General features: G+C 36.6%; 20 protein-coding genes. 17 read left to right on the forward strand and 3 right to left on the reverse strand.

What is annotated here, in order from left to right; genetic code table 11:
• The first annotated feature begins 177 nt into the window (after window positions 1–177).
• From ACN5L8_RS10640 to ACN5L8_RS10665, 6 genes are all read left to right on the forward strand, one after another.
• On the forward strand, window positions 178–882 hold the full coding sequence (locus tag ACN5L8_RS10640) for a cell division ATP-binding protein FtsE (protein ID WP_120405308.1): 705 nt from the start codon (window positions 178–180) through the stop codon (window positions 880–882).
• Window positions 870–1667, forward strand: coding sequence for a hypothetical protein (locus tag ACN5L8_RS10645; RefSeq protein ID WP_114705484.1), 798 nt, complete (start codon window positions 870–872; stop codon window positions 1665–1667). The genes ACN5L8_RS10640 and ACN5L8_RS10645 overlap by 13 nt, the downstream gene beginning before the upstream one ends.
• Window positions 1652–2716 carry a murein hydrolase activator EnvC family protein gene (locus ACN5L8_RS10650; RefSeq protein WP_419173009.1) on the forward strand — a complete coding sequence of 355 codons (1065 nt, stop codon included), beginning with the start codon at window positions 1652–1654 and terminating at the stop codon, window positions 2714–2716. The genes ACN5L8_RS10645 and ACN5L8_RS10650 overlap by 16 nt, the downstream gene beginning before the upstream one ends.
• 15 nt (window positions 2717–2731) lie before the next feature.
• Window positions 2732–4084 (forward strand): S41 family peptidase, encoded by a 1353-nt coding sequence (locus ACN5L8_RS10655; protein ID WP_412473728.1) that lies wholly within the window; start codon window positions 2732–2734, stop codon window positions 4082–4084.
• 66 nt (window positions 4085–4150) lie between these two features.
• Window positions 4151–5452 carry an exodeoxyribonuclease VII large subunit gene (gene xseA, locus ACN5L8_RS10660; RefSeq protein WP_114705481.1) on the forward strand — a complete coding sequence of 434 codons (1302 nt, stop codon included), beginning with the start codon at window positions 4151–4153 and terminating at the stop codon, window positions 5450–5452.
• A complete protein-coding gene (locus tag ACN5L8_RS10665; RefSeq protein ID WP_419173010.1) occupies window positions 5449–6897 on the forward strand; it encodes a histidine kinase dimerization/phospho-acceptor domain-containing protein in 1449 nt (482 codons plus the stop codon). The genes xseA and ACN5L8_RS10665 overlap by 4 nt, the downstream gene beginning before the upstream one ends.
• Here ACN5L8_RS10665 and ACN5L8_RS10670 read toward each other — a convergent pair.
• The 3 genes from ACN5L8_RS10670 to ACN5L8_RS10680 all read right to left on the reverse strand — a co-directional run bounded on the left by ACN5L8_RS10670 (window position 6894) and on the right by ACN5L8_RS10680 (window position 10461).
• A complete protein-coding gene (locus tag ACN5L8_RS10670; protein WP_419173011.1) occupies window positions 6894–8231 on the reverse strand; it encodes a PolC-type DNA polymerase III in 1338 nt (445 codons plus the stop codon). The genes ACN5L8_RS10665 and ACN5L8_RS10670 overlap by 4 nt on opposite strands.
• Before the next feature lie 89 nt (window positions 8232–8320).
• Window positions 8321–9142, reverse strand: a complete 822-nt coding sequence (locus ACN5L8_RS10675; protein ID WP_419173012.1) for a purine-nucleoside phosphorylase — start codon at window positions 9140–9142, stop codon at window positions 8321–8323.
• Window positions 9142–10461 (reverse strand): thymidine phosphorylase, encoded by a 1320-nt coding sequence (locus ACN5L8_RS10680; protein WP_419173013.1) that lies wholly within the window; start codon window positions 10459–10461, stop codon window positions 9142–9144. The genes ACN5L8_RS10675 and ACN5L8_RS10680 overlap by 1 nt, the downstream gene beginning before the upstream one ends.
• Window positions 10462–10628: 167 nt before the next feature.
• Between ACN5L8_RS10680 and ACN5L8_RS10685 the strand changes: the two genes are divergently transcribed.
• The 11 genes from ACN5L8_RS10685 (at window position 10629) to ACN5L8_RS10735 (ending at window position 21103) form a co-directional block, all read left to right on the forward strand.
• Entirely contained in the window at window positions 10629–11021 is a 393-nt protein-coding gene (locus tag ACN5L8_RS10685; protein ID WP_162929679.1) for a hypothetical protein, read from the forward strand.
• A gap of 38 nt (window positions 11022–11059) precedes the next feature.
• On the forward strand, window positions 11060–12274 hold the full coding sequence (locus tag ACN5L8_RS10690) for a NupC/NupG family nucleoside CNT transporter (RefSeq protein WP_419173014.1): 1215 nt from the start codon (window positions 11060–11062) through the stop codon (window positions 12272–12274).
• Window positions 12275–12456: 182 nt separating this feature from the next.
• Window positions 12457–14028 carry an Rne/Rng family ribonuclease gene (locus tag ACN5L8_RS10695; protein WP_114705474.1) on the forward strand — a complete coding sequence of 524 codons (1572 nt, stop codon included), beginning with the start codon at window positions 12457–12459 and terminating at the stop codon, window positions 14026–14028.
• Window positions 14029–14076: 48 nt separating this feature from the next.
• A complete protein-coding gene (locus ACN5L8_RS10700; RefSeq protein ID WP_114705473.1) occupies window positions 14077–14691 on the forward strand; it encodes an LON peptidase substrate-binding domain-containing protein in 615 nt (204 codons plus the stop codon).
• A 167-nt stretch (window positions 14692–14858) separates the two neighbouring features.
• The gene (gene rpsR, locus ACN5L8_RS10705) at window positions 14859–15470 is read left to right on the forward strand and encodes a 30S ribosomal protein S18 (RefSeq protein WP_158536740.1); all 612 of its coding nucleotides are present in this window, start codon (window positions 14859–14861) and stop codon (window positions 15468–15470) included.
• A 53-nt stretch (window positions 15471–15523) separates the two neighbouring features.
• Window positions 15524–16534: a DUF2232 domain-containing protein gene (locus ACN5L8_RS10710; protein WP_114705472.1), complete on the forward strand. Its 1011-nt coding sequence runs from the start codon at window positions 15524–15526 to the stop codon at window positions 16532–16534.
• Between the two features lies 1 nt (window position 16535).
• On the forward strand, window positions 16536–17150 hold the full coding sequence (gene rplI, locus ACN5L8_RS10715; protein ID WP_158536739.1) for a 50S ribosomal protein L9: 615 nt from the start codon (window positions 16536–16538) through the stop codon (window positions 17148–17150).
• 108 nt (window positions 17151–17258) lie between these two features.
• Entirely contained in the window at window positions 17259–18605 is a 1347-nt protein-coding gene (dnaB, locus tag ACN5L8_RS10720; RefSeq protein WP_419173015.1) for a replicative DNA helicase, read from the forward strand.
• Window positions 18577–19734, forward strand: a complete 1158-nt coding sequence (locus tag ACN5L8_RS10725; protein ID WP_419173016.1) for a chorismate-binding protein — start codon at window positions 18577–18579, stop codon at window positions 19732–19734. Before dnaB ends, ACN5L8_RS10725 begins: the two co-directional genes overlap by 29 nt.
• 134 nt (window positions 19735–19868) lie before the next feature.
• Window positions 19869–20099 (forward strand): hypothetical protein, encoded by a 231-nt coding sequence (locus ACN5L8_RS10730; protein WP_114705468.1) that lies wholly within the window; start codon window positions 19869–19871, stop codon window positions 20097–20099.
• Between the two features lie 230 nt (window positions 20100–20329).
• Entirely contained in the window at window positions 20330–21103 is a 774-nt protein-coding gene (locus tag ACN5L8_RS10735; RefSeq protein ID WP_419173017.1) for a motility protein A, read from the forward strand.
• The last annotated feature ends 11 nt before the right edge of the window (window positions 21104–21114 follow it).

A 21114-nucleotide genomic window follows, 5' to 3' on the forward strand; every position in this document is an offset into this window, starting at 1 on the left:
TGGCCATGTTCAAGGTGAGTTATGTTAAGTTTTTCTATAACTGACGCGGTGGGTTGGTTTTTTCATCCACCTTTGCTTAATATTTGATTTTGTTATAAAATTGTACTGTGGCAAAGAGGATTTTTGCCCACATTCAAGTTAGGAAGATTTGAATATTATAATGAAGGACTCATATCAATGATCTCAAGCAGTTACGCAAATCAAACTCATCAACTCTTTGGTAATCAAAACCTCAGCACCAATATGTGCTTTAACCTAGAAAATGTAACGGTTGATTTTGGTGGCATCAAGGCCATCTCTTCAATTAATTTACAGATTCGAAAAGGTGAAATCGTCTTTGTGACGGGAGCTTCAGGAGCTGGTAAGACAACGTTGTTAAACGTACTCGCAGGTAATATTGCACCAACAAGTGGAAATATTAAGATTGATGATCGCGTTTTCACAACTCAGGTTTTTCAGGACTTAAGATTAGTTGAGCACATGAGCTTACTAGAAAACCTTCAGTATTCATTTGATCCAAGTGTTTATCGTTCAAAAAAAGAATTTGAAAGTGATTTAAATGAGTTAGTAAAAATTCTTGGAATAAAAAATCGTATAAAATTAAAAGCAAAAGATGCCAATGGGGGACTTAGGCAAAAGGTTGCCATCATTCGTGCACTTCTTTCTAAGCCAGATGTATTCATTGCTGATGAGCCATCAAGCTCTTTAGACTTTGATAATACGAAGCGCTTATTTGATTTATTAAATATTTATAATTCTAAAAGAGGAACAACGATTATTTGGGCCTCTCATAACCGCGAGCTAGTGCAAAGATTCACTGGTCGTATTATTCACTTAGACAACTCTAGACTTATTCATTCGGGGCATGCATGTTTTATTTAAAGGAATTAGCAAGATTTTCAAAGAACAATCTCTTTGGTCAAATCCTATTTTCTATTTTAACAATGACTCTTGTTGTTGCCGTATCAAATTATAATCACTTTGAGGCGAAGATCTCTCGTGCTCTTCCATCAATGCAAAATGAGTACTACTTTAATGCTCTAGTTGATGGCGACCTAAATACAAATAGTATTACAAGAAAAATTAAAGGTCTTCCAGGTGTTAAGGCAATCGAAAGTATTAGTGCTTCTAAAAACTTAAATGTTACTAAACAGTTAAAAGATGTTCTTGATCTAGATAAGAATGAAATTACAGAAGTTATCTCAATGAAAGGATTAAAAATTATTCTTGATGAGAAAGTATCGGAGAGTTCAACTAATCTCATACGTGAGTATTTAGTGAGACTTACAGGTAAAGATAACGTCGTTTTAGGTGGTATTAGAAAGAAAATCTCGAATCACCAGTCATGGAAGGAAGTTATGACGGAAGTTAAGCGAAGACCATTACAGGTTGCTATCGTTGTTCTTTCAATCTTTTGGATCGTTGCATTTGTTGCAATTAGAAAAGACCTTAAGCAAGTGTCATATTTAATTGAGAAATTTCAAAGAAAAAAGAACGTAGCTCTAAAGATGTATTTAACAAATATTCTTATATGGACTCTTTTTGGAATTGTTATCTCATTTGCTTTCTTTGCTCCAAATGAAATCTTGGTCGCAACTATATGCGCTTTATTAATTTCAACATCAGCTTTGTATACGCTTGGGAAACTTGAATGGCAAAAAGCTTAGTACTCCTTTCATTTTTAATTGCATCTTCAATTGCTTTAAACTCTAATGCAGCGACAAATTATAACGCTGTAAAGAAAGAGGTTAATAGTAGTCGAGAAAAGATTAATTCTTATAAAAAGAAGATTCGTTCAATTGAAGAAAAGCTACAAATAAAGAATGAAGATTACTTGCAAGCAATGAAGTCAAGACAAGATCTTGATTATAAAATATTTGAAATAGAAAAAAATCTTAATCAATCATTATATGAGTTAGAAGATGATAAGACGAAAGTTAAAAAAGCAATTCGTCATGTGGCCCTAAGTTATCTTGAAAATTCAACTCATGAAGACTTATTAAAAAATCAACTACTCTTAAAATCTTTAAAGAAAGAAAAGAAAGAGATTCAGTCTAAAATAGAATATTGTACAAAACTAAAGAAAAAAGTTTTTGACTTAAGAACACGCTTAACAGAGACTGCCAAAGTTGAAAGAGAACTTTATTCAGTTCTTAGAAATCTTGAAAATGAAAAGAATTCAACAGTTAAGGTCTTTCTTACTGAAAAAGAGAATCATGAAAAACTTAAAAACGAATATGGTGAGTTAAAAAAGTCTTATCTTGCTAAACAAAGAGCAAAGAAAGAAAGAGCTCGTAGAAAAGCTGCAAAAGCGAAAAAGGGGAGTAAGTCTTCTGCCGCAACTCTAGCAGCAAATTTTGCAATTCCTTTAAAGAAATATATCTCAGCTGAAAATGGATCAAAAGGTATTACTTATACAGTAAAAAGTGGCGAAGGTGTTTATGCTACTAAAGAGGGAACAATTGAGTATGTAGGTTCTCTTGCAAATGTTGGTAATGTCATTATGGTTGCTCATGGTGGAAATGTTAGAAGTATTTATCTTGGCGACTTTGCTGCGAGTGTGAAAAAAGGACAAAAGGTTAAACTTGGCTCTACGCTTGCTAAAACTCGTTTTTCTATCAAGAAAGGAAATCTTAGTAAGGTTTACTTTGAAGTTAGAAAGAAGAATACTGCACAAAATACAGCACAGTTAATTAACGATAAAATAAAATTATAAGATTAGGATTTATATATGAAGAAGATAGTTTTGGCCCTTGCTCTAAGTGCCTTAGTTACTCCTACCTTTGCCAAGGAAAAGGATTCACAAGCTTCACGTTTTGAAAAACTAGAGCTCTTTAATAAAGTTATCCATATTATTGAAACAAATTATTATCGAAAAGTTAATATCGATAAGCTCATTGATGGAGCACTTAAGGGTATGTTTCAAACACTTGATCCGCATTCCGCTTTCTTAGATAAAGAAGTATTCAAAAAGATGCAAGAAGATACAAGTGGTGAATACGGTGGTCTTGGAATTGAAGTAACACAAAAAGATGGTGTACTTGTTATTACGACACCAATTGAAGATTCTCCTGCGGAAAAAGCAGGACTAAAGCCAGGAGATAAGATTGTTGAGATTAATAATGAGTCGACAATAGGTATAACTCTTGATGAAGCCGTTGATCGCATGAAAGGTGATCTTGGAACTGTTATTAATTTAGGTATCCTTAGAGCTGGTGAAAGAGATATCCGTTACTTTGATGTTAAAAGACAAAAAATTAAAACGAAACCTGTTAAGTCGTATGCTGTTAAAGATTATGTAGTCATTCGATTAAGCCAATTCCAAAAAGATGCTGCAAGACATGTTGTTCGTGCATTAAAAAAGCATAAGAAGCAATTAGGTAAGAAGTTTAAAGGTGTTGTTCTTGATCTTAGATCAAACCCTGGTGGACTTTTAAATGAAGCAGTAAATCTATCTTCAATTTTCTTAAATGATGGAGTCGTTGTTTCAACAGAAGGACGTGACCCTAAGAATAAAGAGATACGTTATGTGAAAAAGAGTGGACATAAAGAATTGGATTGTCCTCTTGCTGTTCTTATTGATGGAAAAAGTGCTTCAGCTTCTGAAATTGTAGCAGGTGCTCTTCAAGATCATAAACGTGCAATTGTCGTTGGGACAAATTCTTTTGGTAAAGGAAGTGTGCAAACTGTTTCTCAAATTACGGAAGATGCAGGAATTAAGCTTACTATTGCTCAATATATGACACCAAAGGGAAGAAAGATTCAGGCCCTTGGGATCAAACCAGATGTTATGGTTTCTCAGGTCGAAGGTGAGTTTGTTGAAGAGAATATGTATGACGATGGTGGAATTCGTGAAGTTGATTTAAGAAACCACCTAACTGCTACTGTTGAGACTGAAGAAGAGAAAAAAGCGCGACTTAAGCGTGAGAAAATTGCTCGTAAAAAGAGAATTGAAAGAGCACGTGAAATTAATAAACATATCAAGAATAAAGACAAAGATAGAAAGTATTCGGCCTCAGAGGACTATCAGGTTATTCAGGCGATTAAATTCTTAAATACTGTTAATAAATTCAAGAAGATGTAGAAATATTCGAAGTGGGATGACGCTGTCCGTCTTCTCACTTCGCACCTTTCAAGACATCATTATTGAATGACCAATAAAGTACCTTCTGTATCCCAATTAATTACCCATATAAAAAATAATCTCGAGTCTAATTACCAAAATATTAGTGTCACAGGTGAGGTCTCAAATTTGAGTTCTTCTGGTGCTGGGCATTGGTATTTTTCACTAGGTGATGCAAATGCTTTGATGAATATGGCCCTCTTTAGAGGGGACGCCATGAGAAATCCGATAATTAAAAATATCAAGGCCGGAGACAAGGTTATCGTTTCTGGTTCAGTATCGGTCTACCCAAAAAGAGGATCGTTCCAGTTAATTGTTAAGCGTATCGTTCCAGCTGGAAAAGGTGATCTACAGGAGCAATTTGAAAGACTAAAAAAGAAGCTTCAGGCAGAAGGTCTTTTTGATATGAGTTCAAAAATACCAATTCCTTCAATGCCTAAGAAAATAGGTGTTATTACTGCTCGTGGCGCAGCAGCACTACAAGACTTTTTAAATGTTGCAGCAAGAAGGTCTGATTATCACCAAGTCTTATTATCACCGGCACTTGTTCAAGGGGATAACGCACCAGCTTCAATCAGAAAAGCATTAGAGAAATTAATTGCATATCATCTCAAGGCAAAAGAAGAGGGGCGCACTAAGGATATGTTGGACGTTATTGTTCTAACTCGTGGTGGTGGTTCCATGGAAGATCTTTGGGCATTTAACGATGAGGCTCTAGCCTGGGATATTTATAATTGTCCAATACCAACCATTAGTGCTGTCGGACATCAAGTTGATTTTACAATTTCTGATTATGTAGCAGATCTACGAACAGAGACCCCATCAGCGGCCGCAGAAGTTTTAACGCAGAAGTTTTTATCAATTGAAACTGATTTAAATAGAGTTAGAAAAGATCTTAAAAACGCAATGGATGGCCAACTTCGAACTCGATATGAAGTTCTGGCCGAAACGTCACCACTAAGTTTCTTACAAGCACTTAGATCAAAGATTTCAGAATATAAACACGATCTTGAAAAACTTAATTTAATAAAAAGAAAGGAACAAATTCTTTCACTATATGAATATAGCTATGAGCTTGATCGTATCGCTCAAAAGCTATCTCGTGCTATTAAAGAAAAGGTACAAGTATTTAAAAATCGCAACCTAGAATTTGAAAAGATTCTTTCAGCATTGAATCCTCGTAACGTTTTAACTCGTGGTTATGCTTATACTCAAATTGGAGATAAGGTTATTGGAAGTGCAAAAGAGATGAATAAATTATCAAATGTGGATGTTGATATTCATTATGCCGATGGCAAGGTTACTCTTCATAAGGGGACAAAGGCATGATTAATTCACTGGAGCTAGGTGCTGAAAAAGCCAATGCGACTTCAAGTGGTGTTGATAAGTTCTACTATCATACTAATATCTCACTTGAGGAAGAAGTTTTAAGAGAGCTCGTTTATGCTGGCTTTACTCCAGTTCATGAAGACCTAGAATATCCAATTGAGTTTGAAATAGAATCAGGATCACCTCTTATTATAAAGCTTCAATCTTGTCTTATAGAAGTTGAAAGTATTGATCACCTAAAGAACTTAGTGCACTTTAACCGCGCTCTACAGCGACTTTATAAGTTAAATGAAAGCATGCACTTAACAAATTTAGATGAACTTGGAGAAGGTGGGGTAATACTTGAAAAGGTCTATCAAGAAAGTGATAGTAACTTTATCGGTACAATTTTTAAACTCAATGATGTTAAGAATGAATTCGCTATTACAAAAATAAAAAAGAATACTTCTCAAAATTACTTAGTCGTTGAAGACTATTGTTTTGAAGATGAGGAGAATTATTATCTTTTAAAAAATAAAGGTGAAAATACTCAAGAGTTTGCCATTGGAATCGCAAATGCCATCACCCTTATCAGTGCTAATGATAAAGACTTGGCAAATGAAGCAATCGGTATCAGTGAGCTGATCAATCAGCTTAGCTTTCCGGTGGTAATTTTAAATGATGATATTGTAAACTTTCACAACGATCATTTTTCAAAATTAGGAATAACTCCAGGACAACTTCTGAAGTCTGTTGATAGTGGCTGGATTGATATTGATGAAAATAAGTATAAGATCCTATCGTCAACATCTAATCATCTACAAATCATCTGTCTTGTAAGGCAGGAGTTTAATTATTCAAAATCACATTCAGAGCTTGGTATTATTACTAGCTCTATTGCTCATGAATTAAATAATCCATTGGCCGGAATTCTAGCGGCAATTAATATGTTAGAGCTCGAAGACTGGGCCGAAGAAGATGCTGCAACTTTAGAAGAGATGAAAGCTTCAGCGAAACGTTGTCAAAACCTAGTGAGTACATTCTTAGGTTTTTCACGTCTTAAAGAAAAACAAGGTTTCGACCAAAGTTTTGGAACAATTCTAGAGCAAGCAACAACACTTCTTAGTAATCGAAAAATTGAATCAGGGATTTCAATCGAAACTAATGTTTCAGCACAATTAGAAAATGCAAAAATATGTGGTGCTTCACTACCAATTATTCTTTATTTAATTTTAAGTGAGATGATGACTTTAAAAAATCATGAACTTCTCATTGAAAAAGGGGATAGTACTATAAAGTGTTTTTTTACTTTAAATGGAAGTGACATCAAATTAAATGTGAAAAATTTAAATCTAGAAGGTCAAAAGAGTAAGATTCTAGGGCGACTGATTGGTCACTTATTAGGACTTGAAAATTCCCGAGTGGATATCATTGGCCAAGATATAATTATCTATAATCTTCTCTAAATGAAGGCCTTTGGGTAGTTATACTTATTAGGGTTTGCCTGTGTGAATTTCTCAAACTCCACAAAGAAAAACTCTTTATTCTTTAAAGCAAAAGAGTCTTTAAAGATGATAAGTTCACGCTCTTCTCTCATGCACTTTGCCATATAGAGATTTGTAATATCAGCTAGTGCTTTTGGAAAGTTAACTTCTTTTAGCTTCCCTGACTTCTTGCGGTTGGTTTTTGAATTAATGTATTGAATTAATTTCTTATCGTGTCCCGGATAGCGAAAGATTAGTCCTTGGCGAATACCAAGTGCACCTAGAGGATAGATTGTATACTGCTCTGGTACCAGGTGATTCATGAGAACAAAGTCACATTGTTTTATTTTTTGTAACTCTTCTTTGTATTGGCCTTTTAGCTCTTCAAGGCTTTCTTTACCAATGAGGTTCTCTTTTAATAGATCAATTGATTTCTCTTTGTCCGTCTCATCCATTTTTGCATATGAATGATTGAATCGAATAAGAGATTCAAGGATTGGTCCTGAAAGCTTCATTGAGATTGTCTGCCAGTCAAGTTCAGCAATACGATCACAAATATATGTAATTTCATTTTCTTTATTTGTACAAGGATAAGAGAAGAGAATAATTCCATTCTTTCCTTTTACTGTAATAACAAAAGGAGCAAAAATCGACTTCATTTTATCTCGAATTTCCTCTAAGTTACTCGATGCTTTTTTGAAATTACAAAGGTCCAATTCATAGCGGTTTTTAGGGTAGTAGAGATGGTTGATCTTTTTGATACCCTTAGCAATAAATATATTTAAGTAGTTTAGAAATAGCTCCGCTGTTGCAATTGAATCATCAAGAGCGCGGTGGGCCTTGTTATGTGAGATTTCAAAGATTCTCGACATATAATTTAGATTTGAGTTCATGAGGGTTGGAATAAGGTATTTTGTCATAAGGTTTGTACAAAGGCCCTTATTCTCTAGCTCTTTTCTCCCAAGTCTTTTTAAAACAGAATTTAAAAATGGGATATCAAATGAAGAGTTGTGTGCGATGAGAACGCGATCTCCAATAAATTCTAAAACCTCTTCGATGACTTCATCAATCTTTGGTGCATCTTCTACTTCTTCTTGGGAAATTGAAGTTAGTTTTTGAATAAAGTCTGGAATCTTTCTTTCAGGGTTGATGAGAAAACTTTTTGTAGCACCAACTTTTAAGTTATCAATTTGGACGAGCCCGATTTCGATAATCTTATCTTTTTTCTGATTTCCACCTGTCGTTTCAAGATCAAAGACACAAAAATTCATGTCCTCGAGCATTTCTCTAGATGATTGATTCGAATTTGATTCCATTTACAATCCATGAAAGCCGAGTATTCACTCGTGGTTAGATATTGTATTTATTATAACAAAGTTCTCTCTACCGAGGTAGAGAGAAATTATTAAATTTGGGCTATTGTTTCTTTTAGTAATTCTAGGAACTTTTCCATCACACGTGCTGCTTCATGCTTAATATCATCGTGATTAAGTACAGTATTCTCAATCCCTGCCGCCATATTTGTCACACAAGAGATACCTAGGACATTTAATCCCATATGATTTGCAGCGATACATTCTTGAACTGTGGACATTCCAACGAGATCTCCACCAAGTCCACGATACATGCGAATTTCGGCAGGTGTTTCATAAGTTGGTCCAAGTACACCAACATAAACACCTTCTTTCAGGTCATATGAAATTGCCTTTGCTGAAGCTAAGGCCACTTCTCGAAGAGCAGGTGACCATGCATAAGTCATATCTGGAAAACGAGTTCCAAGCTCTTCTATATTTTCACCGACAAGACAATTCTCGCCAGTCATATTTAAATGATCAGTGATAAGAACAAGAGATCCTGATCCATAATCAAGATTAATTCCACCTGCTGCATTTGTAATAATAAGATTCTTTACACCGAGTGTTTTTAAAACACGTACTGGAAAAACAACTTCATCAAGAGAGTGTCCTTCATAGCGGTGAATTCGTCCTTGCATAACTGCAACAACTTTTCCTGAAAGCTCACCAAGTACTAATTGTCCTTTGTGTCCTTTTACTTTTGTCTTTTTAAAACCTGGAATTTCCTCGTAAGGAAGCTCGACTTTATTTTCTAAAAGATCCGCAAATCCTCCAAGACCAGAACCTAGAACAACTCCAATCACTGGTGTCTTATCAAATTTGCTCGCAATATAGTCTTTTGATTCTTCAAGTCTTTTAAGTAAATCACTCATTAGATTTCCTTCGTCTCAAAAATTAACTTAGTTGGCTTTGGCTTAGCAGTAGTGATTTTAATATCTTTTTTAAGATCAGCTAAAATACCATCTACTTGTTTTTTCTGATTCTTATTATGATAAATCACAACAAGCTCATCACCCTTAGCAACTTGCTCACCAACTTTCTTATTTAATACAAAACCAACACCAAAATCGACTTTATCACTTGCTTTAGAACGTCCACCACCAAGACTTACACAGTGAAGTCCCATCTGCTTACATGCGATAGCTGAGATATAACCTTTCTTAGGTGCTTTAAAAACTGTCTTATGTTTTGCAACAGGTAGGCGAGAGTAGTCATCACAAACTTTTTCATCACCACCTTGAACTTTTATAAGATTCTTGAAAACTTTAAGTGCTTTTCCGTTATCAATAACTGCACGTGCTTTCTTTTCACCTTCTTTAATTGACTCTGCTTTTCCTGCAATATAAACCATGGCACCAGCAAGCTTAACACTTAGGTCCGTTAAATCTTTTGGCCCATTTCCTTTTAGAGTTTCAATTGATTCAATAATCTCAAGTGAGTTACCAATATATTGACCAAGTGGTTGGTTCATATCACTAATCATTGTAACCATACGCTTATCAAAACGCTTTGCTGTATCTCTTAAACTCTTTGCTAGAGCTTTTGCATCTTTAAGATCGCTCATGAATGCACCATCACCAGTTTTGATATCCATAACAATACCGTTGGCACCTTCAGCAAGTTTCTTACTCATAATAGAAGCTGTAATTAAAGGAATTGATTCAACAGTTCCCGTTACATCTCTTAGTCCGTAGATAATCTTGTCAGCTGGAGCGATATCTTTTGTTTGTCCAATAAGAACAATCTTTTCTTTATTAAGTTGTTTCTTAAATTGCTCTAGAGTCAGTGATGTTTTAAATCCTTTAATTGATTCTACTTTATCAACTGTCCCACCAGTGTGACCTAGTCCTCGCCCGGCCATCATTGGAACTTTTACACCACATGCTGCAGCGATTGGCCCAAGAATAAAAGAGGCCTTATCACCAACACCACCTGTTGAGTGCTTGTCGATCACGTTCACATCTTTAAACTTGAGTGTTTTTCCAGAGTAGAGCATGGCATCTGTTAGTGCCGCTGTTTCTTTTACATTCATCCCGTTTAGGTAGATGGCCATAAGAAGTGCAGACATTTGATAGTCAGCGACGTCGCCATTAGTGATTCCATTAATGAACCATTTTATTTCTTCGTCTGTTAATCTCTTCCCATCTCTTTTTTTCGAAATGATCTGATATGCGTTGAAGTTTTGTGACATAGTATTCCTTTAATTTATTTTCAATTTCCATAATTTGGCGCGCATTTATTGCATCAAATTACTTCTGCGTATAGAATAGTAAAAGAGTCATTATAATGGCGGCCTTTAGAGGTGGCAATGATGAAACTTAATGCGCTTTGCGCCAACGTTTTAGGATTTACATGTTCATGAAAAAATTAATTATAATATGTTTAACGCTTTGTTTTTCATTTTCTTCAATTGCTCAAACTGATTTCAAAGAAGAGGGGATTAGAGATCTAACAACAGTTGCTGGTCTCGGTCTTGGTGGAGCAATTCTAGGTCTATCAACACTTTCATTTGTTGAAGAGCCTAGTGACCATTTAAAGAATATTCTTGTTGGTGCTTCAGTTGGGATTGTCATTGGAGTTGGTGTTGTTGCTTATAATCAAGCTCAGAAATCTCAAGCAACAATTCAGCAAACAAGTATTAAGAATTTCGACACAAAGAGTCGTTTAAATTGGCATGCTACTAATACAGCTAAAGATATCAAGAAATTTAATAGTGTAAATCCGAAAGTGGGATGGACATTCAATTTTTAATCAATCTATAATGGCCCTGAATTGACATCGGGGACACAATGGAAAGACTTATCTCAGTACTTGGGCTAGTGGTTATGCTAGCAATCGCTTTTGCCTTATCGACTAATCGCAAAAAAGTTAATTGGCGACTTGTTATATCAGGTGTGCTTCTCCAGGTTTTCTTTGGACTAATCATTTTAAAAACATCTGTTGGGCAAAACTTCTTTGAAGGTGCGCGTGGATTTTTTACGGCCATTTTAAATTATACTAATGAAGGCTCTAACTTTATTTTTGGGCCATTAACAAATGTACCAAAACTAGGTTTCATTTTCTTTGTTATGGTTCTTCCAACCATTATTTTCATGTCATCATTAATGAGTGTTTTCTACCATTTAGGAATAATGCAAATCATTATCAAAGCTTTTGCAAAAGTAATGTCAGTGGTTATGGGGACTTCTGGTGCAGAGTCTCTAGCAGCAGCTGCAAATATCTTTGCTGGCCAAACTGAAGCACCGCTAGTGGTTAAGCCACTTGTTTCGAAAATGACGCAATCTGAATTAATGGCCCTGATGACTGGTGGGATGGCCACGGTTGCAGGTGGGGTTTTGGCCTCATATGTTGGATTTGGAATTGATGCTGCTCACTTACTGTCTGCATCTGTAATGTCAGCTCCAGCAGCACTTGTTTGTGCCAAGCTCATGATTCCAGAGACTGAAGAGTCTCTCACACAAGGTGATTTAAAATTAGAATTAAAAGATAATAGTGTTAATTTAATCGATGCTGCTGCCAACGGTGCAAGTGAAGGTGTAAAACTTGCTATTAATGTTGGTGCAATGTTGATTGCCATTATTGCTCTTGTAGCAATGCTTAATGGTGCCATTGGTTATGTAACCGGTTTATTTGGAGCAGAAGGAATTACTCTTGAGCTCATTATGGGGAAATTATTTGCTCCATTTGCTTGGTTACTAGGAGTTGAGTGGAAGGATGCAGAAATTGTTGGAATGCTTCTTGGTAAAAAAGTCGTACTAAACGAGTTTGTGGCCTATCTTGATCTAAAGGACAATATGGGTAACTTATCAGAGCGCTCAATTACTATTGCAACTTATGCTCTTTGCGGTTTTGCTAATTTCTCTTCAATCGGAATTCAAATCGGTGGTATTGGTGGCATTGCTGAAAATCGTAAGCAAGACCTAGCAAAACTAGGGGTTAAGTCTCTAATTGCTGGAACACTAGCATGTTTCATGACTGCTTGTGTGGCAGGTATCTTTATCTAAAAATTCTAATTTTACAAAAAACTGATTAGTTGAGTAGGTTAACGCGGAATATTATATCTTCTAGCGTAAAACCTTGCTCACACGTACAATTATTAGTAGGTTAAAGTCTTGGCTTGAGCTGCGCTCGCCGATTTGCCTCGCGCGTTATCGAAAGAACGATATAAAGTTTAAAAGGAATATATATGTCTAAAGATTTGATTATTAACAAAACAGTTAACGAATGGCGTGCTGTTTTGATGGAAAATGGAGAGATTCTCGATTTTCTAATGGAGAGAGTCAAAGCAGACTCTAATCCTCATCCAAGGCTAGGGAATATCTACCGAGGAAAAGTTTTAAGAGTTCTTCCTGGAATGCAGTCTGCATTCGTTGATATTGGTTACGAAAAAGCAGCATTCCTCTACGTTGATGACGCATACTTACCAACTCTTGATGAACAAAGAGAGATGGCCAAGAAAGCGGAAGAGATTCGTAAGGAAAAGAAAGAGAGAAGCCTTGTTATTCCTGATGAGCTAGCAACACTTTCGGAAGAAGTTGATATGCGTATGCGTCCAGAGACAGCAACGATTGAATCATTCTTAAAAGAAGGGGATGAGATTATTGTTCAGGTTGCAAAGGAGCCAATTTCGACAAAGGGGCCACGAGTTACTCGTCATGTCACAATTCCAGGACGCTATGTGGTTTACATGCCATTTATTGAGCACACTGGTGTTTCTCGTCGTATTGAAAATGAAGAAGAGCGTGATCGTTTAAAAGAGATGCTTGAGACAATCCGTCCAGAAGGAAAAGGTGTCATTGCACGAACAGTAGCAGAGGGGAGTTCATATAAAACTCTTAAAACTGACTACGATATGCTCACTAAAATCTGGAAAGAAGTTCAAAAGAAGTCAGAAAAAGAAAAAGCTCCAGCTCTTTGTTATGAAGACTTAACTTTTATTCAGAGAGTTTTACGAGATATAACTGATGAAGATGTTGATAATATTATTATCGATGACAAAGATGGCGTTAAGGAAGTTGAGAAATTTGCTACTAAGTATCTGCCACAGATTAAAGGTAAGGCAAAATTCTTTGATGAGACTAATCCAATCTTTGAAAAGTTTGGTGTAGGAATTGAGATAGAAAGGGGACTAAGTAATAAAGTTTACCTTCGCTCTGGTGGATCACTTAATATTGATCAAACTGAAGCACTTGTTTCAATTGATGTTAACACTGGTAAGTTTGTTGGGCGCAAGAACTTAGAGGAGACGATTCTAAGAACAAATCTTGAGGCCGTAAAAGAAATTGCTTATCAGCTAAGGCTTAGAAATTGCGGTGGGATTATCATTATCGATTTTATCGATATGGAAAAAATTGAAAATCGTGAAACCGTTTATAACACCCTTGTTGAGGCATTAAAGAAAGATCGATCAAAGACAAAGGTCTTACCTATTTCTGAACTTGGACTCGTTGAAATGACGAGAAAGAGAACTCGCGATACCCTGACTCGTATTATGTGTGAGCCATGTCCGTATTGTGAAGGAAATGGAATTGTTAAGACAGTACATACTGTTTGTTACGAGATTGTTCGCGAACTAAAAAAGAAAATTCGTAACAATCCACAGCAGAAGAAGATTTCAATCTACGCTCATCCTGAGGTTACAGCTTCTCTTTGTAGTGAAGAGCTGGATATCATAGAGACGATTGAAGAAGTGTTTAGCGTAACGCTACAGATTCGCTCAGAGAACTCGTATCACGTTGAACAATACGAGATTTTCTAAAAATGGCCGGGTTGCTTCGCATCCTGGCCGTACGATAGGGAACTTTATATGAGAGCATTTCTATTCCCATTACATAAAGTTTCGTATCAGGCAATTCTGAGAAAACCCCTCAATATATTTGAACCCCGCTATATTCGCATGATTCATGATGCTGAAATGGAAGGGGTTCCGGTTGCTCTAACATATGCTAATCTCGGCCAGCATGCTTCAGCTGATCACGGAAGTATTCCTATAGAGCATGAAAAGTATGGAAGTGTGCGAAGAATTACTGGCCTTGGCCGTGTGCAGATTCTTCAAAAGTCGAAAGATGGCAGTATGCTCGTTGTTCTTGAGCCATTTGCAAAAGGTGAAATCATTAGTGTCTACAACGAAGATGCTCCATATAATACAATCGAAGTGGAAAATATTCCTGAGTTTTTAACAGTGATGCCAGAGCATATGATTTCATTGCAAAAACTGCAGCTCGTATTTCGTGAATGGGCCAAGTCGTTTTTTAAAAATCAGGCCGAGTATGATGCTCTTATGCACGCGGCGGAAGATCCGATTGTTCTTGTTGGTGCCATCACTGAATTTGTTATAACTTCCCCTGATTTGAAGCAGGGCATCCTCGAAATCGATGACATCAATGCCAAAATCGACGTCCTTCTCGAATGGATGAATTAAACCTCGTAATTTCAAACACTTGTCAACGTGATAAATTCTTCTTTTCACTGACTATTTCTTTACTTAATCCACTGCTGCTGGTAGATTAGCACCACATTTGACCGTTAATTTTACTCGCTTCCCTGTGGTAGGGAAGCCAATAACAACTATTGTCCAGGAGATAAAGTATGATTTATGAGTTAGCATTAGTAGCTCACGCAAGCGCTACTGAAGAGCAACAAACTAAACTTAAAAATTTAGTTGCTGAAGTTGCAAAATCTTATGATGGTGATGTTCACCTTACTGATGATTGGGGAATGAGAACTTTTGCTCAAACTGCCAAGAACGGTGCGAAACAAGGTAACTACATCTATTTCATCGTTTCAGGAAACAAAGACCTTAACACTGAACTTCAAAGACGTTTCAGAATTAACGAGCACGTACACAAGTACCTAATCGTTAAACTTGACGAAGCAGATGCTGAAACAGCTGTTAAAAACTACAAGACTCCATTCTCAAAAGCTCACCCAGGTTCACAAACTGATGAACTAGATAAAGGTGCAGAAAAAGATAAGAGAAGATTTGCTAAGAGAAAGCACTGCTGGTTCAAAGCAAATAGCATCACTGCAGATTGGAAAGATCCAAAGACTTATAACTGGCTTGTTAACGAGTTTGGTAAGATTCAACCAGCAAGAGTAACTGGTGTTTCTACTAAGCACCACAGATGGGCCCAAAGTGCTATTAAAAGAGCAAGAAACATTGGTCTAGTATCTCACGTTAGAGGTGACTTCGCTCACTAAGATGTGATTGAAGATTTAATGTAATTAAGGAAATAGTGGAAATTAAGTATTAAATGAAAGAAGAAAAGCCAAATACATTCACACCAATCTCAAAAGAGAACTTCACTATTGGGAAGCTTATCTTCTTGTGCGTGGTTTGTTTGATATTGAGCACAGCAGGTCCGCTTGCAATCTTCGCTCCACTTCCTGCTGCATTTGCATTCTTGCTATACGGGAACTTAAAGACTTTTGTAACTTTTGGTTCAGTAATTATTCTCTCATTAATTGCGGCGCAATTTGGAGAAGGGCTCATAATTCTGGCGAATTCAGCTTATGTTGTTTTCTATGCTGTGATTATTGGATTCCTAAGTGCTTCAACAATTCTTCGCAATGAAAATCCTGTTACAGGGTTATTAAGAAGAGGATTTTTACTATTAATTGTAATCTTTAGTTTAATTGGGATGGTTGAATTAATTTTTCCATCGACATTTTCTCAAGCGATTACAACAACTGTTACAGAAAATATTGATCAATTAAAGAGTGCTCCTGACTATGAAGACTTCATTGCTCGTGGTGGGGAGATGGCAATAGCTTACCAAGACCTTATGGAGCATCCAGAGAAAATCATCAAGATGATTTATCAATGGTTCTTTTCAGTGGTTTTTGTTGGTACATTCTTTATCCTTTGGTTAACAAGTTTCATGTTACTAAGAAATGCAAAAATGTGGAAAATGCTACATGGGCATGAGTATAGCTTAAAAGACTTTGTGAAATTCCAAGTACCAGAGTTCTTTTCATATATTTTGATTGCTGGTTTAGCATTATTTCTAGGCGGGGAATACTTAGGAGGAGAAGTTGTTGAGGTTGTAGGCCTTAACATTTTAATGTGCTTAGGCGTATTTTACTTCTTTCAAGGAATGGGGGTTTATCTCGATTTCCTAAAATACATCAAGGTAACAGGTTTTGTTCGCTCAATTCTTGCTATCATGACTATTTTCTTTGCCCATCGCTTTATTGCGATTGTTGGACTCATCGATGGATGGGCCAACTTTAGAAGATTTTTTAAAAAAAATAAGGAGCTATAAAATGAAAGTTATTCTTAAAGAAACTGTAAAGTCTCTTGGTAACGTTGGTGAGATCGTTAACGTATCTGCTGGTTATGCAAGAAACTTCCTAATCCCAAATGGTGCTGCAGTTCTTGCTGATGAGTCAAACACAGCACAGGTTAAGCACTACGAAAAACTACTTGCTAAAAAAGTAGAAGAAAACAAAGGTGAAGCAAAGAAAGTTGCTTCAGCTATCGACGGTCTAAATATTGATCTTGTAAAAAGAGTTGGAACTAACGGTAAACTATTTGGTTCTGTTACAACTAACGATCTTGCACAAGAACTTGAAAAGCTTGGTCACACTGTAGAAAGAAGACACCTTCTTCTAGAGAAGCCAATTCGTTCAGTTGGTAAATTTGATGTTAAAGCTACTATCTTCTCTGGAATTGAAGCTGCTTTTACAGTAACTGTAAAAATGGATCCAAAGCAAGAAGAAGAGAACAAGAAAAAAGCTGAAGAACTAGCTGCTGCTAAAGCTGCTAAAGAAGCTCTTGCAAAAGAACAAGCTGAAAACGGTACTGACGGTGAAGAAAAAGCTGAAATGACTGAAGATGAAAAGCTTAAAATGGAAGCTAACAAAATTCTTAGAAGCTAATTTTGCTAAATATTAAGAGGGGGGCTTAAAGCCTCCCTTTTTCTTTCTATTACTTAATCATATTACGGGGCAGATATGGTTGACTTATCCAACGGCAACAATACAAATATGAAAAAGGGAATCACACTTCCTAATGATACTTTATCTGAAAAGTCGCTACTTTCTTGTCTAATTTTAGACAGTCAGTCTTTTGATGAAATCTCAGACTTAAAACTGGAAGGAAAAGATTTCTACGATCCAAAGTATGGAATTGTATTTGATGCTATTAAAGATATGGTCTATTCAAATAGTCCAGTTGATTACGTAACAATTTGTTCACATCTTTCAGGGCATAATCGTCTTGAGGAGATTGGGGGACAAGGATTTATCCTCGATATTACAGAAGATCAGGTTTCAAGTGTAAACCTACGTCACTATGCAAAGACGGTTCGCGATAAGGCATCTCTAAGAGATCTAGTTCGTCAGGCCCGTAAAGTTGCAGATAAGGGTGCAACCTTTTCTGGAAATGCGCAGGATTTCATTCAAGAAGTTGAAGCAACTTTCTTTGGTCTTACAAATGAGGCCAAGCAAGGAAGTATGGTTAAGCTTAATGAATGTCTAAAAGAGAATATTAAAGAGATTGAGGATACTTCACGTAAAGCCGGTGAGATTCAAGGTGTACCTACTGGTTATCCTGCACTTGATAAGCTTTTACTTGGTATGCAAGCTGGTCAGCTAATTATCCTTGCTGCCCGTCCTGCCATGGGGAAGACGGCCCTTGCTCTTAACGTTGCTCAAAATACATGTGAAATCTCAAAGCTTCCTGTTGCTCTATTCTCACTGGAGATGATGGCAAAAGAACTTTCAATGAGACTTCTAACTCAAAGAGCTAAAGTTGACTCTAAGAGAATTCGTACAAAAGATTTCTTAGAAACAGATCTAAGAAGAATTGGGCAGGGGATTAAGCAACTTGCTGAACTTCCAATTTATATCAACGATAATGCTGGTACAAACCTACTTGATATTCAGTCTGCCTGTCGTAAGATTAAGGCATCTGAAGGTCTAGGTCTAGTTGTTATCGACTACCTTCAGCTAATGAGTTCACATAATAAGGCCCTACCTCGTGAGCAGCAGATTTCAGAAATCTCAAGGGGCCTAAAGAATATGGCCAAAGAACTTGAGTGTCCTGTAATCGCATTATCACAGCTTAACCGTGGTGTTGAGGCAAGACCAAATAAGCGTCCTATGACATCCGATCTTCGTGAATCTGGTTCAATTGAGCAGGATGCCGATATCGTTATGTTCGTTTACCGTGATGAGTACTACAATCCTGATACTAAAGATCAAGGGATTGCAGAAGTAATTGTTGGTAAAAACCGTGGTGGTGAAGTCGGAACAGCGAAGCTAACTTTCGTTGGTGCTCATACTAGTTTTGAGAACATTGCATATGGTGCTGAAGACCAACCAGGTGGATAAGAGCTACGCTCTCTTTAAAACAGAATCAGGCTTCTTAAAACTTGAGAAGCCTGTCCAATATTTTCAAGTTACAAATAAATCCATTACGAATGTATTAACAAATGAAGTTCAAAAGTTTGATACCCAAGCATTTGATGAATTGTTTAATAAAAAGTGGCAAGTTCAAATTCTAGAATATGAATTAGGACATCTCTTTCAGTGGGATGATTTATTAACACAAGAAGAGGTTAATCTTGCTACATTCATAAACTTTGAATCAACTAGTGAGCTCACCACGATTGAAGATGATGCACTCAGTGGTGCAAGAATTACTTGTGAAAGCTTTCGTGATGAATATCGTAATAAGTTCAAGGCAACTTATGAAAACCTCTTAGATGGCAATTGCTATCAGTTAAACCTTACTCGTATAATTCCATTAGAAGTTAATGATATTTCTTTATTAGAGAAGTCATTTCGATATGAATCAATCTTTTCAAGTCTGGGAGAGTTTGCACATTTAATAAACCTGCCGCTACAAGATCGACTTATTCTAAGTAATTCACCAGAGTGCCTTTTTGAGTATGATTTTATTGAAAAGAAAATCGTAACAAGGCCTATTAAGGGAACAATAAAAAAAGAGTTGGGACGTGATTCTTTAATTGGTGATGTAAAGAATGAAAGTGAGCTCAATATTATTACGGATCTTTTACGCCACGACCTTTCTGGCATTGGTGAGAATTTCTCAGTTGTCGAATCATTGCGTGAATTCTTTGAAGTACCGGGCTTAATTCATCAATACTCACGAATAAGTGTGAAAGAAGATCATTTAAATATTCCAAAAGTACTCAAGGCCATCTTTCCTGGTGGTAGCATCACCGGTGCTCCAAAGAAGAGAGTCTTAAAGTTAATCAAAGAAATCGAAGCGCAAAAGCGTGGACTATATACGGGCTCTACCGTTTTGGCCGTTGATAAGATAGCTAAGGCATCGATTAATATACGCTCTTTAGATGTGATTAAGTCCACTTGTGCGGCCCGTTACGGAAGTGGGGGTGGTATTACACTACTTAGTGAAGAAGTCAGTGAATTCGATGAGTTACTGGAAAAAACTAATAGTTTTCTTAAGGTTTTCTTTAAAGATGTAAATTTCTAATAAAATCTTACAATCAAATTGATAGTTTTGACATTCATCTTTGACGCTAGATATGATTTTTTTGTGACAAAGTGAAGCAAAGGATTGCTTTGCCAAGGAATAGGTTAAAAAACTTGTCACTGGAGAGGGAGTCAATGGAAATGGCAAACAAAGACAACACAACAAATATCGATAATACTCACAACAAGGAAGTTATGGTGCAATTAAAAGATTTAGTTGAAGCATCAGGCGTACCAACAGATTTCATTAAGAAAGAGTTGATGGTTGATGACACCGTTTCAATGGATGAATTGAGAGCAAAGATGCTAAAGTTTTTAGACGCGACTTTTGAAGAAAATGGCGTCGATACTACTCGATTAAACTAGTCAGTTAAAATTTTGGAAACATAGGACTTGTTTCTCAATAATCTCCTTTTGCCCTTTAAGTATTGCTTAAAGGGCATTTTGTTTATTTAACCCCCAAAATTCAATAAAGCGTTCAGCGGTATTTTTTTCCAAACATAGCAATTTAAAGAACTTACTAATTTTTTGTTAAGGTCAGCGTTCTTATTTCCGATACTTAGATTGATAAAGGAATATTTTCACAGGAATGTTGTATGGATATAGCATCAGTTATTGGTTTAGTTTTAGCGGTTGGTGGGATCATGGGATCCATCATGTCAGGGGGAGCGATTTCGATCTTCATTGACGTACCTTCTATCTTAGTTGTTTTCCTCGGTCTTGTTGGGGTTACACTCTATCGCTGGCCAATGGAAGTTATAAAAAGCCTTGTCTCAATTGCCATGAAGTCGATCTTCTTTACTGCAGTTGATCCTAAAGAGAAAATTAATAAGATTAAAGAACTAGCTGAGCTAGCTCGTCGTGAGTCGGTTTTCGCTCTTGAAAAAGCAGAGATCGATGATCCTTTTATGAAGAAGGCCATGACACTAGCGGCAGATAATAGACCACCTGAGGTTATCGCATCAATTCTACAAATGGATATCGACTCAATGGAGTCTCGTCACAAAACAGGTTCAGATGTTTTTGGTGGGGTTGCTGCTGACGGTCCGGCCATGGGAATGATCGGGACCCTAATCGGTCTGGTACAAATGCTTCAGAACCTTTCAGATCCGTCGGCCATTGGTCCGGCCATGGCCGTTGCCCTTTTGACAACGTTCTATGGTGCTATCATTGCCAACATTTTTGCTAACCCGGTTAAGAATAAGATTGAATATCGTTCTCAGATGGAGCTTATGTCCATGAGTATTGTTATTGCGGGAACACTAGGGATTGTAGCGGGTGAGAACCCACGTATGATTATTGAAAAATTAAATTCATTCCTACCTCCAAGTGAGAGATCATCTGACGATGACGGCGGTGGTGAAGAATAAAATAAGTATTT

The organism is Halobacteriovorax sp., from assembly GCF_048381875.1.
GTDB classification, from domain to species: domain Bacteria; phylum Bdellovibrionota; class Bacteriovoracia; order Bacteriovoracales; family Bacteriovoracaceae; genus Halobacteriovorax_A; species Halobacteriovorax_A vibrionivorans.